The sequence below is a fragment of the Litorilinea aerophila genome, from assembly GCF_006569185.2.
GTDB classification, from domain to species: Bacteria; Chloroflexota; Anaerolineae; order Caldilineales; family Caldilineaceae; genus Litorilinea; species Litorilinea aerophila.
Genome location: NZ_VIGC02000030.1, coordinates 32,281 through 46,807 on the forward strand (window position 1 = coordinate 32,281; position 14,527 = coordinate 46,807).

Below are 14,527 nucleotides of genomic sequence, written 5' to 3' on the forward strand. Positions count from 1 at the left end.
TTCACGTTTTATATCTTTCCCATCTCGAAAGGCTCAACGACCTGTTGGTCCCTTTCGGTGGGCCCTGATACCGATTGTCTGATCGAGAGGCATCGCAGGTCACATTTCCATGCCAGGCCTGCGAAATCATGGGTGCCATTTCGCAAGACAATTCGGTATGATATGGATCTGCCCCCGCTATGGGAGGAAATGGAGCCCCTCTATGTCCCACAACCGCGAAGAAACCCTGGAACGGGCCCTGGCCACCCTGCCCCGGGTGGAGCTGGCCGTGCGCCCCACCCCCCTGGAGTTCCTCCCCCGCCTGAGTGCCGCCCTGAACGGTCCACCCATCTACATCAAGCGGGATGACCTGACCGGCCTGGCCTTCGGTGGCAACAAGACCCGCATGTTGGAGTTCAGCCTGGCCCATGCCAAAGCCCAGGGCGCCGAAGTCATTGTCACCGGCGCGGCCGTCCAGTCCAACTACTGCCGCCAGATGGCCGCCGCCTGTGCCAAACTGGGGCTGGAGCTGTATCTGGTCCTGCGGCCGGAGCGGGAATTTGACCGCGTCCAGGTGCAGGGCAACCACTTCCTGCAGCGTCTCTTTGGCGCCAAGGTGGCCATCCTGGAGGACAACGACCGCGCCCACCAGCAGGCCGTGATCCGGGCTACGGTGGAGCGTCTGCGCCAGGAGGGCAAGCAGGTCTACTGGCCGCGCCAGGCCGACACCGTGGACCTGGATGCCCTCGCCTACGCCGAGACCGGGCTGGAAATCGTGCGCCAGTGTCGAGAGCAGGGCATCGAACCGGCCTACCTCTACGTGGCCGCGCTGGATACCACCCAGGCGGGCCTGGTGTTGGGCCTTTCCTACCTGGAGAGCCCCATCCATGTGCGGGGGATCTCCCCCTTCCAGGGGATGCCCGAGCGTTTCGCGGCCATGGCGCGGATGGCCAACCAGGCGGCCCAACGGCTGGGGCTGGAGATCCAGTTCACCTCGGACGACTTCGACAACGACGACAGCTACGTGGGCGAGCGCTATGGCATCCCCACCGAAGCGGGCCTCAAGGCCATCCACCTGCTGGCCCGGCTGGAAGGCATCCTGCTGGATCCGGTCTACACCGGCAAGGCCATGGCCGCGCTCATCGACCACATCCGCAACGGCAAGCTCCCTCCAGATCGGCCGGTGCTCTTTGTGCACACCGGCGGCGCGCCAGCCCTCTTCGCCTACGCGGACGAGGTCATGGGACTCACCCTCGGGTAGGCGGTAATCCATGATCACCCGATTTGACCATGCGGTGATCGCCGTGGCCGACCTGGAGGCCGCGGCGGCGCAGTACCGGCGCCTGGGCCTGTCTGTCTACCCGGGTGGGCGACACACGGGCCTGGGCAGCCACAACGCCATTGTCCGCTTTGGGCTGGACTACCTGGAGCTCATCGGCGTCTACAGCCGGGACGAGGTACTGGCCGCAGGCCCCCGGCGCGCGACCCTGGTGGAATTTCTGGATGCCCATGGCGGCGGCATGCTGGGCTATTGCCTGGCTACCGACGATATCGACGGGCTGGCCGCCCACTTCCGGGCCACCGGCCTGGCCGCGGATGGCCCCTTGACCATGGAGCGGGCGCGGCCGGACGGCCGGGTGTTGAAGTGGCGCCTGCTCCTGCCCGGCGGCACCGGCTGGCGGCGCCCCTGGCCCTTTTTCATCCAGTGGGAGCTGCCGGACGACGAACGCCTGCAGTGGGAACAGCCGGGCCAACATCCCCTGGGCGTGACCCGGGTTGCCGGGGTGACCGTGCTGGTCCGGGATCTGGATGCCGCCCGCCAGCTCTACGGCCGCCAGCTAGGCCTGGGTCTGGCCGGCACCCGCGATGTGCCGGCGCTGGCCGCAGACGGGCTTCGCTTCGCCCTGGGCGACTTCACCATCGATCTGTTGGCGCCCCGTGGGGCCGGGGAAGCAGCCACACGGTTGGAGGCTCTGGGTGAAGGCCTCTTCAGCGTTACCCTGGCCGCCGCCAATCTGGAACACGCCCGGGAGCTGCTGGCGGCCCAGGGCTTCTCCCTGGAACCGGCGCCTGAGGCAGAATCGTGCTGGCTCATCGTCCCCGAGCCCTCCCTGGGGGCTCGTCTGCTGCTGCGTGTCGATCCATCCTGAAACTTCCGTTCCCCAATCCTGTGATAAGAGCCATGAACCTGCTCCTGACTTCTGCTTCTTCAGAACTGGCCCAGGCCCTGGCCGACGGGTTGAGCGACGGCCACTCCCTCCGCCTGACCGACCGGACCTGGGTGTCCACGCCGTACGAGTTCGCCTTGAGCCCGCTGGGGCACGACGCCTCCACCAACCTGCTGGTGCGGGGCATGGATGCCATCATCCATCTGGTGGAACCCCTGCCGGATGATTCAGATACGAGCTACCTGGACTTTGCCATGCGGGGCACCTACAACCTGCTCACCGCCGCGGCGGAGGAGGGGGTGAAACGGGCGATCTACCTGGGCTCGCTGGATGTGATGGCCGGCTACGATCCGGACTATCTGGTGACCGAGCGGTGGCGGCCGGTGCCCACGCCGGAGCCCCGGGTGTTGGGTCGGCACCTGGCCGAGTATGTCTGTCGGGAGTTTGCCCGGGAGCATCGGCTGCAAGTGGCGGTCCTGCGCATCGGTCATCCTGTGCGGGCGGCGGAGGTGGCGGACGCCCCCTTCGACCCCCTGTGGGTGGACATGGCCGATGTGGTCCAGGCTGTCTCCCTGGCCCTGGACGCGTCCCTGGATCTCTGGACGGTCCTGCACATCCAGGCCGATGGTCCCCACAGCCGCTTCCCTATCGACGAGGCCCGTCGTGTCCTGGGCTTCTCGCCCCGGGTGCAGTTCGAGCCAGTGTCGTGATGATTCTCTTGGCCGATTTGATCCACAGGTTTCACAGCCACCCACGGCAGGTCTCCGGCCCGCTCTACGCACCTGTTGCACCCAATCCGGACGGGTGAAGGGTCTGTTTTCAACGGGTTTTCGGCCCCAGCGAGGCCTGGAAATGCCTCATCATCGGGCGGATGGATGTACCCCAGTTGAATGTGATCCTACCCGTCAAAATGTACCTGCTGGATACCAATATCTGGCTGGAGCTGAGATTATAAAAAGCTGAATGGATGGGGGTAATCGGAAAGGTTGGCACCATGAACGTTCTGATCCTGGGCGGGGCCGGCATGCTCGGCCCCTATGTGATTCCTCTCCTGGCACCCCGCTACCACCTGCGGGTCACCGATATCAAACCGCCGCCCGTGAAATTTGAGGGCGAGTTCCAGATGGTGGACATTGCCGACCCGGACCAGGTGATGCGGGCGGCCGAGGGCATGGACGCCATCATCAACCTGGCCGTGTTGCGCCCCCATCGCAAGCTGGCCTTCGACGTGAACGCGCTGGGCTGCTACAACATGATGCAGGCCGCCGTGGCCCACGGCATCCGCCGGGTCATCAACACCGGCCCCCACTTCACCGTGGCCGGCCGCACCTATGAACTCTTCGATTATGCCATCTCGCCGGACATCCCTCCCCAGCCGGGCACCAACCTCTACGCGCTGACCAAGTCCCTGGGCCTGGAGATCTGCCGGGTCTTCACCGAGCAGTACGACATTTACGTCCAGACCTACCTCTACTACAACTTCCGGGATCCAGCGCAGTTGGAGCTGGGCCGGGAGGTCCGCCCGTTCGCGGTCTCCTGGCAGAACGGCGCCGAGGTCTTCCCCCTGGGCCTGGAGATCCCCCTGGAACAGCTCCCCTCCCGTTGTGAAGTCTTCTACATTTTTACCGACATGCCCCACCAAAAGTTTCTCAACGACAAGGCGAAGCGCATCCTGGGCTGGCAACCCCGCCGGGACATCGAGGCCCTCTGGCGGCGTTCAGCCCGCTGAGGCCACGTCCATGGCCATCATGCTGGGATAGAATTCACAAAACAAGGAGGCAACCATGCCATTCGGTGCTGGCAGATACACCTACGAGGTAATCGAGCATTGGGCCAAATTGCCCGAAGGGTGGACCTGGGGCTGGATCCCCGCGGTGGCGGTGGATTCCCGGGACAGAGTCTTCGTCTATTCCCGTAGCGAACATCCCCTGGTGATCTTTGACACGGAGGGCAATTTTCTGGACTCCTGGGGAGAAGGCATTCTGCAGGACGCCCATGGCATTTTCATTGACGCCGAGGACAACGTCTACTGCACCGAACGCAACACCCACTGCGTCCACAAGTTCGACCGGCACGGGCGCCTCCTCCTGACCCTGGGCACCCCGGGCCAGCAGGGAGCCGCCGATGGCGACCCTTTCCGGCTGCCGACGGATCTGGCGGTAGCCTCCACCGGCGAGCTCTTTGTCTCGGATGGCTATGGCAACGCGCGTGTCCACAAGTTTTCGCCCGATGGCCGGCTGCTCCTGTCCTGGGGGGAGTGGGGGGATGGCCCCGGCCAGTTCGCCCTTTCCCATTGCGTCCGGGTCGATCGCTATGACCGGGTTTGGGTCTGTGACCGCACCAACTGCCGCATCCAGATTTTCGACACCGAGGGAAACTTCCTGGACCAGTGGACGGGCCTGGCCCATCCCGATACCATCCACTTCGACCCCCATGAGGACGTGGTCTATGTGGCCGAGCTGGATCAACAGGTGAGCATCTACACCCTGGAAGGTGAACTCCTGGCCCAGTGGGGCGGGCGATGCCAAAGTGAGCGGCCGGGCGAGTTCCGGGCCTGTCCCCACGGCATCTGGACCGATTCCCGAGGGGATCTCTACGTGGGTGAAGTCCAGACTGATGGCCGCCTGCAGAAGTTCGTTCGCCTGGACTCGTAAGGACGCCGGGCGGCCTTCTGCTGCCCCTTCCCACTCCGCACGGGATCACCATGGACGGGATAGCCATAGAAAGGGATTCCAATGATTGAGCTGGCGAATATCCAGGCGTTGACTTTTGACCTCTTCGGCACCATCCTGGATCTGGGAGGCAGCCTCAAGCCCGCCATTGGCTCATTCCTCAGCCAGCGGGCAGCTGCGGTGGACGCCGACCGCTTCTGGGCGCAGTGGCGGGCGCGGCAGCGCCTGGAGCAGTATCAGGATACCATCATGATGTTGGGCCACAGCGGCTACCTGGCGACGGTGCGCCGCGCCCTGGTTTACACCCTGGCCCTCAATGGCGTGGCTGCCGCCCCAGAGGAGGTGGACCAGCTCATGGCAGCCTGGCAGCAGCTTTCGCCCTTTCCAGACGTGAACGCCGCGCTGGAACGGCTCCATGCTCGCTTCCGTTTGGTGGTGCTCTCCAACGGGGATCCCGAGTTCCTGGCGCATCTGGTGCAGCATCGGGTTCGCTTTCCCTTCGACGCCGTGCTCTCGGCCACCCATGCCGGCGCCTTCAAGCCCCACCCGGCCGTCTACCGGCGGGCCGCGCACCAGTTGGGCCTGGAGGTGGGCCAATGTCTCATGGTCTCGGCCAACTCTTTCGATGTGGTGGGGGCCCGGGCCTGTGGATTTCGGGGCGCCTTCGTCAATCGCTACGGGCTGCCCTACGAGGATACCGATCTCCGGCCCGACCTGGAGGTTGCCGATTTCTCCGAGCTGGCCGACGTCCTCCTCCGTTAATGCCCGGTCTTCGCTCCCCACAATATTTTCGCTTGCAAAAAATAATGGCGCGCAAATAATGGCGCGCCAGCACATCGACAAGTGACCCTCGATGTCGATACAGATCGAAAGGATGGAAACCCATGAAATTACAAGATCGAGTCGCCCTGGTCACCGGCGCCAGCAAAGGGATCGGCCGGGCCATCGCCCTGGCTTTCGCGGACGAGGGCGCCCATGTGGGCATCACCGGCCGCGCCCTGGACGAGCTGGAATCCCTGCGGGACGAGATCGTCGCGAGGGGCGTGCGCTGTGCCCTGCTCCCGGCAGACCTGGCCGAGCCGGGCGCGGTGGACCGGGTGCATGGGCACGTGGTGCAGGAGCTGGGGCCGGTGGAGATCCTGGTCAACAATGCCGGCATGGGCAGCAGCGCCAATCCCCGGCCGGTGGTGGAGTATGACGACGACTTCTGGGAGAAGCTGCTATATGTTAACCTGACCGTTCCCTACCTCTTTTGCAAGCGGGTACTGCCAGACATGCTCCAGCGCCGCCACGGCCGCATCATCAACATCGCCTCCATCAACGGCAAGATTGGCTCCCTGCACGGCGCCGCCTACGCGGCCAGCAAGCACGGCCTCTTGGGGCTCACCCGCACCCTGGCCATGGAAGTGGTCAAAGACGGCATTACCGTCAACGCCATCTGCCCGGGGCCGGTACATACCCTGGTCAACGACCTGCGCATTGCCTACGACGCCCGGCGGCTGGGCAAAACCGTGGAGGAACTGGAAGCCACTCTGACGCCCATGGGCCGCCGCCTGGAGCCGGAAGAAGTGGCGCCCCTGGCCGTCTACCTGGCCAGCGACGACGCCCGGGCCATGACTGGCCAGGCCATCAACATCGACGGTGGGGTTCTCATGACGGGGTAGAGATGCCCCTGGTCAACGGTGGAGAATCCGATAGTGGAGAATGTGGCCACACCGCTCCTTGCCATGCGTCCAATCGGCCCGCTTGCTGCTATAATGGTTTCCAAAGGGAACGAGCGTATGGTTCTGGCCTACGGAGATAGAAGCCCATGTTCAAAACCATCCTCATGGCAGTGGACGGCTCACCGGCGGTGGAGCGGCTGCTGGTCTACACCGAGCATATGGCCCGACGCAGCGACGCCCAGGTCGTGGTGGTGCACGCCTACGAGGTCCCCGAAGTCTACGACTGGACCGAAAGCTACGCCCAGTTGGAGGCGCACTTCGAACAGGTGGCCAATGAAGTGGCCGCCGATGCCGTAGAAGCCCTGGAAAAGGCAGGCATCCACGCGGTGGCGGACGTGCGTCGCGGGCCGGCGGCCCCTGCGATCCTGGAGGCGGCCCGGGTTCACCAGGCGGACCTGATCATCATGGGCAGCCGGGCCCTGGCCCGCTCCAATGTGGCGGAAGCGCTCCTGGGCAGCGTCAGCGCCGCGGTGTTGCGCAACACCTATTGCCCTACCCTCATTGTGCCGTGAGGACAGGGCGCGTACCCGTGGGCGGTTGTTATCCAGTGCCCCTGGATGGGGCGCATTCAATTCGATAATCGGGCGAGGCGTGCTGTCGGCTTCCCGCCCCTCAGTCTGGGCAGGGGGCACAGGGCCTCGCCTTTGTGTTGGCAGAAAGTGAACGGACGTGTCGGTTCGGAACAGGACGTTTGTTGCTCTCTTCGGTCTCATCTGGGCCGCGACCCATGGTTTGCTCCTTGTCAGCGTTCCCCTGCCCCTGGGCTTTGCCGCGGCCTACACCCTCACCATTCTGTTGCCTGCCTGGCTGCTCGCGGATGGGCTGAAAGGACGGGCAGCAGCCGGGCCGGTCGCCCGGCTGGAGCAGTGGGTCTTGGGCCTGGGCGTTGCCTATGCCCTGGCCACCCTGACCATGCTTCTGCTGGGCTATCTGCCCGGTGGCCTGCAGCCCTGGCAGGTGCTCCTGGCCTTTGACCTGCTCCTGGTGCTGCTCCTTCTGGCTAAATGGCGGCTTCCCCATCGGGACCTGGATGCCACCCCCACCCTGGACGGTCAGGTCACCTGGCGCTGGTGGCTGGGGCTGGGCCTGGTGGTGGCGGTGGCCGCCTTCCTGCGCATGGCCGACGTGGGCTATGCCGAATTCCAGGACGACGAGGTCACCGTGGTGACCCACGCGGCCGAGATGATCCAGGGGCGAGAGGATGCCCTCTTCGTCCACGACAAGGGGCCGGCCGAGATCCTGTTGACGGCGCTTCACTACGCGCCGGTTCAGCGCATCAACGAGGCCACGGCCCGGCTGCCCTTTGGCGTGGCCGGCGTGGTGGGCCTGGTGGGCCTGATGCTGCTGGGAACTCGCCTGTTCGGGCCCCTGGCCGGGTGGCTGGCTGCCATGCTCCTGGCACTGGATGGCTATTTCATCGGCTTCGGCCGCATCGTCCAGTATCAGAGCGTGGTCTTCCTGATGGTGGTGCTCACTGTCCTGCTCCTCTACCGCATGGTGCAGGCGGGACGGCTGCAGGGTCGTGGGCTGGTGCTGGCCGCCCTCTGCCTGGCCACGGGCATCCTGGCCCATTTCGAAGCCCTCTTTGCCGTGGTACCCGGCATCTATCTGCTCTCCGTCCTCTGGCGGCGGGAAGGCTTCCGGCCCAGGGAAGCGCGGCCCCTTCTGCTGGCCCTCGGGGTGGGGCTGGGGCTCCTGGCCCTGTTTTTCGTGCCCTTTGCCCTGCATCCCCGTTTCCAGCGTACCTATCAGGAGATCCTCTTCAACCGGGTGGGTACGGGCTTTCCCTACAACAATCTGTACGATTTCTTCTTCCGCACCACCATCTACAGCTCCACCTACTACCTGGCCCTGCTCATGGCCGCCGCCGCCGGTTCCTTGCTGGCGGCCCTCTGGCGCTACCGGCAGAGCTGGATACGTTGGGCCGGCATTGGGCTGGTCCTCCTGGGGTTGGGGCTGACCCTCTGGTCGTCCACCTGGCTGACCGTGGCCGGCCGTGACCACACCTGGCTACCCTTTGCCGTGGCCTTTTTCCTGGCCTGGCTGGCCCCCGGCCTGAAAGATGAGGAGCGGATGCTCTGGCTCTGGCTGGGGGTGACGCTGGTGGTCTCTCTCTTCTTTGTGCAGAAGCCCCGCACCCACGTCTACAACTTCTTCATCCCCTGGGCGCTGGTGGCCGGCATGGGGCTGGCCCGCTTCTGGCATTGGAGTGCCCGGCGGCTGGGCGAACCCACGGCCCAGATGGTGGGCGCGGGGCTGGCCGGGGCGATCATCCTGCTGTTTGGCAACTACGAGTACTGGTACTTTGCCCATACCCGGGTGGAGGTGTTGCGCACCTGGGCGGAGAATCGCCCCCGGGGCTACTGGGTCTCCTACGACGAGCCCAGCCAGAACGCCATCTTCGGCTTTCCCTTCAAGAACGGCTGGAAGGTGGTGGGCGCGCTCTATGCCCAGGGCGTGCTGGACGGTCCCTTCGCGCGCAACGGCAAACGGGGCGTGGCCGGCTGGTATACCCGGGGCGGCAATGACTGTGAACGGGATCACGTCTACTACATCTACACTCCTGAGAACGAGCCCACCAACCGGGGGCTGGTGGAGCCCAAGCCCCGGCCATCCGCGGGGGAGGGTTACCATCTGTTGGGCACGGTGACGGTCAACGGCGAGCCCCGTCTGGAGATCTACCGCCGGGGACAGCCGCCCGCTTCGCCGCCCCAGACGTACGACGTGGCCGACTTCGAGGCCTACTTCGACCAGAACCTGAGTGGTCCCCTCTTCGAGCAGAGCGGCCCTGTGGCTAACCCGGCCATCCAGCATCCCCTGGCCCTGCGCCTGGGCGACGCCATCCTCCTGCGGGGCTACAGCCTGAGCCAGGAGCGCCTGGCGCCGGGCGACCGCCTGGATCTGACCCTCTACTGGCAGGCCACGGGACCCGCCCAGCAGCCCTACAAGGTTTTCACCCAGCTCATCGACCTGGAGACCCTCCACAAGGCGGGCCAGCGGGATGGTGTCCCCGGCTGTGAACGTTTCCCCACGGATCGCTGGCAGCCCGGCGATATCATGGTAGATCGCTACGCCATTGCCGTGGCGGCCGACGCGCCGCCGGGTACTTACAGCCTGCTGGTGGGCATGTATGACCAGAACGAGGAGCGGCTGCCCGTCTTCGATGAGGCCGGCGCCCACCTGGGCGATGCCATCGTCCTGGCCCAATTATCGGTCCAGAGTGCGGCCGATTGATTCTTTTTTAGAACTGATCAGACGTAGGTCACGCATCCTTGCGGGACAAGGGCACAGGGAACGCTCCGGCTCCCATGTCCGGCCGGGAGACCGGACCTGCGACCCAGTGCGTGAACCATGCACCGCCGGATCACCGGGCGCATTTCCAGACGTCTGGCAGACGCCAACGGCGCGTTAAAGGACTGAACACATACAAGAAAAGCTGTGCAACATGATTGATTTCGCAGAAACTATCGCCAACCAGTTGAAGATCCAACCGACCCAGGTGGCCGCGACCATCCAACTCCTGGACGACGGCAATACCCTCCCCTTCATTGCCCGCTACCGCAAGGAGGCCACCGGCAGCCTGGACGAAGAACAGATCCGGCGTATCGCCGAGCTGCTGGACGGGCTGCGCAAGCTGGAGCAGCGCCGGGCCGCCATCGTGGCCGCCATCCAGGAGCAGGGCCAGTTGACACCCGAACTCCATGAGCAGCTCCTGGCCGCGGACACCCTCACCGCGCTGGAGGATCTCTACCAGCCCTACCGGCCCAAACGCCGGACCCGGGCCAGCATGGCCCGGGAGAAGGGCCTCCAGCCCCTGGCCGACCAGATCCTGGCCCAACCCCGGAGTCGCGCCACCGCTGCGGAACTGGCTGCCCCCTACGTCAACGACCAGGTGGCGGATCCGGAAGAGGCCCTGGCCGGGGCCCGGGACATCGTGGCCGAGGTGATGAGCGACCATCCAGAGGTGCGCCGCATGACCCGGGCCCAGGCCCTGCGCTCCGGTACCCTTCAGGCCGGCAAGGTGGACGGCGCCGACGATCCCCGGGAGGTCTATCGGCTCTACTACGACTTCAAGTTGCGGGTAGATCGCCTGCGACCCCACCAGATCCTGGCCCTGAACCGGGGTGAGGCCCAGAAGGTGCTGCGGGTTAACCTGGATGTGCCCCCGCCTCGGGGAATGCCGGACTGGCGCGCCGCCATTGCCGCCGTCTTTCGCCCGGATCCCCGTTCGCCCCTGGCTGAGCACCTGTTCCTTGCGGCCGAGGATGCGGCTCGACGCCTGCTCCTGCCCGCCATCGAGCGGGACGTGCGGCGCACCCTGACCGAAATGGCAGAGGCCCACGCCATCCGCATCTTCGCCGCCAACCTCCGCAGCCTGCTCAGCCAGCCACCCCTGGCCGGCCAGACCGTCCTGGCCATCGACCCCGGCTTTCGCACCGGCTGCAAGGTGGCCGTGGTCGATCCCACGGGCAAGGTGCTGGACACCACCACCATCTATCCCCATCCGCCCCAGCAGCGTCGGGAGGAGGCCCTGGCCATCCTGGCAGGGCTGGCCCGACGCTACCGGGTCACCCTCTTTGCCGTGGGCAACGGCACCGCCTCCCGGGAGACGGAGCTGCTGGTGGCCGAGCTCCTCCGTTCCTGGCCGGAGGATGGAGATACCCGGCCCCAGTACCTGATGGTCAACGAGGCGGGCGCCAGCGTCTACAGCGCCAGCCCCCTGGCCCGGGCCGAGCTGCCCGACCTGGATGTGAGTATGCGCAGCGCGGTCTCCCTGGCCCGCCGGGTCCAGGATCCCCTGGCTGAGTTAGTGAAGATCGACCCGAAATCCATCGGCGTGGGGATGTACCAGCATGACGTGGACCAGAAGGCGCTGGCCCAGGCGCTGGATGGCGTGGTGGAGAGCGTGGTGAACCAGGTGGGCGTGGATGTCAACACCGCGTCCCCCGCGCTGCTGACCTACGTGGCCGGCATCGGCCCGAAGCTGGCTGAACGCATCGTGGCCTACCGGGATGAGCATGGCCCGTTCCCCAACCGACAGGCGCTTTTGCAGGTGCCCGGCCTGGGCCCCAAGGCCTTCCAGCAGGCGGCCGGTTTCCTGCGCATCCGCGCCAACGGCGCACCCGGCAGCCATCCCCTGGATGCCAGCGCCATCCATCCGGAAAGCTATCCCGTGGCGGAGGCCCTGCTCGCCCGGTCTGGCCTGAGCCTGGACGCCCTGGCCCAGGAGGGGCCGGACGCCCTGGCTGCGCGGCTCGAGGCGCTGCGGTCTGCTGTGCCCCTGGCCCAACTGGCCGCCGAGCTGGGCACCGGTGAGCCCACCCTGGCAGATATCTTTGAACAACTGGTGCGACCCGGCCGGGATCCCCGCGAAGATCTGCCCAAGCCCATCCTGCGCAGCGACGTCCTGACCATGGAGGACCTGCAGCCGGGGATGCGCCTGGCCGGCACCGTGCGCAACGTGGTGGACTTCGGCGCGTTCGTGGACATCGGCGTCAAGCAGGACGGCCTGCTCCACCGCAGCCAGATTCCCTTCGGCACCCTGTTGCAGGTGGGTGACGTGCTCCAGGTGGAGATCCTGGGGGTGGAAATTGAGCGGGGGCGCATCAGTTTGGGATGGGCCGAGGAGATGGCCCCCGCCTGATGCCCGCACGGCGCAGTGGGTAGGTGCGGTTTCCATACCGCACGAAGGTGGCCCCGCATGGAAACGGACCTGCGGCCTCAGCTCCCCGGCCAGCGGGCCACCGGTGTCTGGCCGCCATAGACCTGCTGGCCCACCTGTACGAACACCTCGGCCTCCAGGGGCAGGTAGAGATCCACCCGGCTGCCGAAGCGGATCAGCCCAAACCGTTCCCCCCGCTGCAGAGTATCCCCCGGCTGGCGCCAGCAGACAATGCGCCGGGCCAGTACACCGGTCATCTGAACCACGGCCAGGGGGCCACGCGGGGTGGAGAGGCCGATGAAGTTGGCCTCATTGGCGTCGGCTTCAGGCCGGTAGGCCGGGAGAAAAGCGCCGGGCTGGTAGTGGATCTGCTGCACCGTCCCCGTGTAGGGGCTGCGCTGCACGTGGACGTCCAGCAGGCTGAGGAAGGTGACAATGCGTCGGGCCGGCCCCTGAAAGAAGCGGGGCTCCTCCACCACCTCGATCCGCTGGATGCGGCCGTCGGCTGCGGCCAGGATGACCGCCTCGTCCGAGTCCTGGGGGGTACGGTCGGGATCGCGGAAAAAGTAGCAGACCCAGGCCCAGAGCAGTCCGCCCAGGGCCGCCAGCCATCTCTGCCGGGTCGCCAGGCCCACGCCTGTCAGGATGGCCAGGCCCAGGAAGATGGTCCGGACTTCACGCCAGGCTGTTCGAATTGCCCGTCCCATTACCGGGCCCTCCCCATCTGTTGGCGGCGCCTCTCGGCCCGTTGCTGGAGACCGTAGAGAGGGCCCATGACTGCGTACAGAGAAAGGAGGGTGAAGGGAACCACCTGCCAGCCGCCCCAAATCCAGGCCCAGATTGCGGCCAGGAGTGGCACGGCAAGCCAGGGGATGGGAGCCGTGGCCACATGTTTCAACTTGGGATAGGGAAAGGGGCTCACCATCAGGAAGCTAACCACCGCCACCACCACGGTCCACCACAGGTTCAGGGTCCAGTGTTGCCAGAAGCTGCCCGCGATGAGGAGCATGCTGGCCACGGGGATGGGCATCCCGGTGAAGAACGCGCTGCGGCAGGTGGGCTGGGTGTTGTAGCGGGCCAGGCGACAGGCGCCGGCCAGGGCAAAGATGACCGAGGCGAAGATGGCCGTGGTAGGGTGGACGCCCACGCCCAACATCAGGTAGTAGATGAGGATAGTGGGCGCCACGCCGAAGGTCACCATGTCGGCCAGGGAATCCAACTGTTTGCCGATGTCGGTGGTGGCGTTCAGCCGGTGGGCTAGCTGGCCGTCCACCGCGTCCAGCACCGAACCAGCCAGGATGAACAGCGCGCCCAGCACAAAGCGCTGGTCGGCCAGAACAGTGATGGCGGCGATGCCCAGAAACAGGGAGCCCAGGGTGGCTGTGCTGGGCAGCAACAGGTGTAGCGGATGAGGGCTGGAAAGTTTCTCCTGGTCGGTCATGGGGTCGTCTCCTGGGTGGCTAACGGTTTCTGCCAGTAGTAAACCCAGGCAGGCGGCAGGTTGCGGAGGACCAGCCGCCGGCCCACCTGGTAGCGGGCGGCAAAGGAGGCAATGACGGCCTGGCGGGCGTCCATATCTGCCCGGGCGGCGCCCATGCTGAGGCGTCGTTTTAGTTCCCCCAGCACCGCATACTTCACGTAGCTGAACACACCGCCGGGTTTCAGGTGCTCCATCATCAGGGTGAGCAGGGATTCTACCATGGCGGCCGGAAAGTTGCTCAGGGGCAGGCTAAAGACAATGAAGTCGTAGCGGGTGGCCAGGGGAAAGTGGAGCAGGTTGCCGTTGATCAGGCGCACATCCACGCCGGGGCGGGAAAGCAGCCCTTCCCGCTGTAACCGGGCGTGGAGAAAAGCAGTCAGGGGTGAACTCAGCTCCACCAGGTCCAGGCTGTCGCCGGGCTGCAGGCGGGGGATCAGTTCGCACGTGAACGAACCCGTGCCGGGGCCGGCCTCCAGGACCCGGATGGGGCCGGAATGTCGGGCGATGCGCTCGGTCGCGGCCTTCCCCAGCGCGGCGGAGCTGGGTAGGACGGCGCCGATCTGGGTCTGGTTGTGGACAAACTGGCGCCAGAACAACAGGACGCTGTGGCTACTCATGGATCTCTCAGTCCTCGTCTATGGTTGTGGGTGTGGGGTGCATCCCTCTGGCGTGCGGACGTCTCCAGACGCCGCCCACCGGTCCCCTGCGGGAGGCCCTCCCGTGGGGTGGGCGCCCGCAATGTGGCAGCTGCAGCCGGCCCTGGGGATGGGATCTTTTGGATAGATCGCTTGTGTACTGGGGCCGCAGCTGGCCGACGGATCCAGGATCGTCAGCAGTCAACA

Annotated in this window: 13 protein-coding genes; 10 read left to right on the forward strand and 3 right to left on the reverse strand. The window is 65.8% G+C overall.

Annotation, left to right across the window (positions count from 1 at the left end):
* Window positions 1-202 precede the first annotated feature (202 nt).
* The 10 genes from FKZ61_RS19095 (at window position 203) to FKZ61_RS19140 (ending at window position 12,187) form a co-directional block, all read left to right on the forward strand.
* On the forward strand, window positions 203-1,240 hold the full coding sequence (locus FKZ61_RS19095) for a D-cysteine desulfhydrase family protein (RefSeq protein ID WP_170200011.1): 1,038 nt from the start codon (window positions 203-205) through the stop codon (window positions 1,238-1,240).
* Window positions 1,241-1,250: 10 nt separating this feature from the next.
* Window positions 1,251-2,129, forward strand: a complete 879-nt coding sequence (locus tag FKZ61_RS19100) for a VOC family protein (RefSeq protein ID WP_141611741.1) — start codon at window positions 1,251-1,253, stop codon at window positions 2,127-2,129.
* 32 nt (window positions 2,130-2,161) lie between these two features.
* Complete coding sequence (locus FKZ61_RS19105; protein ID WP_141611742.1) at window positions 2,162-2,857, forward strand: NAD-dependent epimerase/dehydratase family protein; 696 nt, start codon at window positions 2,162-2,164, stop codon at window positions 2,855-2,857.
* A 284-nt stretch (window positions 2,858-3,141) separates the two neighbouring features.
* Window positions 3,142-3,876 carry an NAD-dependent epimerase/dehydratase family protein gene (locus FKZ61_RS19110; RefSeq protein WP_170200012.1) on the forward strand — a complete coding sequence of 245 codons (735 nt, stop codon included), beginning with the start codon at window positions 3,142-3,144 and terminating at the stop codon, window positions 3,874-3,876.
* 55 nt (window positions 3,877-3,931) lie between these two features.
* A complete protein-coding gene (locus FKZ61_RS19115; protein WP_141611744.1) occupies window positions 3,932-4,801 on the forward strand; it encodes a peptidyl-alpha-hydroxyglycine alpha-amidating lyase family protein in 870 nt (289 codons plus the stop codon).
* An 81-nt stretch (window positions 4,802-4,882) separates the two neighbouring features.
* Window positions 4,883-5,581, forward strand: coding sequence for a haloacid dehalogenase type II (locus tag FKZ61_RS19120; protein ID WP_211358643.1), 699 nt, complete (start codon window positions 4,883-4,885; stop codon window positions 5,579-5,581).
* A 122-nt stretch (window positions 5,582-5,703) separates the two neighbouring features.
* The gene (locus tag FKZ61_RS19125) at window positions 5,704-6,483 is read left to right on the forward strand and encodes an SDR family NAD(P)-dependent oxidoreductase (RefSeq protein WP_141611745.1); all 780 of its coding nucleotides are present in this window, start codon (window positions 5,704-5,706) and stop codon (window positions 6,481-6,483) included.
* Window positions 6,484-6,629: 146 nt separating this feature from the next.
* Window positions 6,630-7,055 (forward strand): universal stress protein, encoded by a 426-nt coding sequence (locus FKZ61_RS19130; protein WP_141611746.1) that lies wholly within the window; start codon window positions 6,630-6,632, stop codon window positions 7,053-7,055.
* 220 nt (window positions 7,056-7,275) lie between these two features.
* The gene (locus FKZ61_RS19135) at window positions 7,276-9,777 is read left to right on the forward strand and encodes an ArnT family glycosyltransferase (RefSeq protein ID WP_141611747.1); all 2,502 of its coding nucleotides are present in this window, start codon (window positions 7,276-7,278) and stop codon (window positions 9,775-9,777) included.
* 211 nt (window positions 9,778-9,988) lie between these two features.
* Window positions 9,989-12,187, forward strand: a complete 2,199-nt coding sequence (locus FKZ61_RS19140; RefSeq protein ID WP_141611748.1) for a Tex family protein — start codon at window positions 9,989-9,991, stop codon at window positions 12,185-12,187.
* Between the two features lie 77 nt (window positions 12,188-12,264).
* On the opposite strand, the gene FKZ61_RS19145 is transcribed toward FKZ61_RS19140, so the two are convergent.
* From FKZ61_RS19145 to FKZ61_RS19155, 3 genes are read right to left on the reverse strand one after another with little or no spacing between them, the layout of a single operon-like run.
* A complete protein-coding gene (locus tag FKZ61_RS19145; protein WP_141611749.1) occupies window positions 12,265-12,912 on the reverse strand; it encodes a phosphatidylserine decarboxylase in 648 nt (215 codons plus the stop codon).
* Entirely contained in the window at window positions 12,912-13,646 is a 735-nt protein-coding gene (gene pssA / locus FKZ61_RS19150) for a CDP-diacylglycerol--serine O-phosphatidyltransferase (protein ID WP_141611750.1), read from the reverse strand. Before pssA ends, FKZ61_RS19145 begins: the two co-directional genes overlap by 1 nt.
* Window positions 13,643-14,302 (reverse strand): class I SAM-dependent methyltransferase, encoded by a 660-nt coding sequence (locus FKZ61_RS19155; protein WP_141611751.1) that lies wholly within the window; start codon window positions 14,300-14,302, stop codon window positions 13,643-13,645. The genes pssA and FKZ61_RS19155 overlap by 4 nt, the downstream gene beginning before the upstream one ends.
* Window positions 14,303-14,527 lie beyond the last annotated feature (225 nt).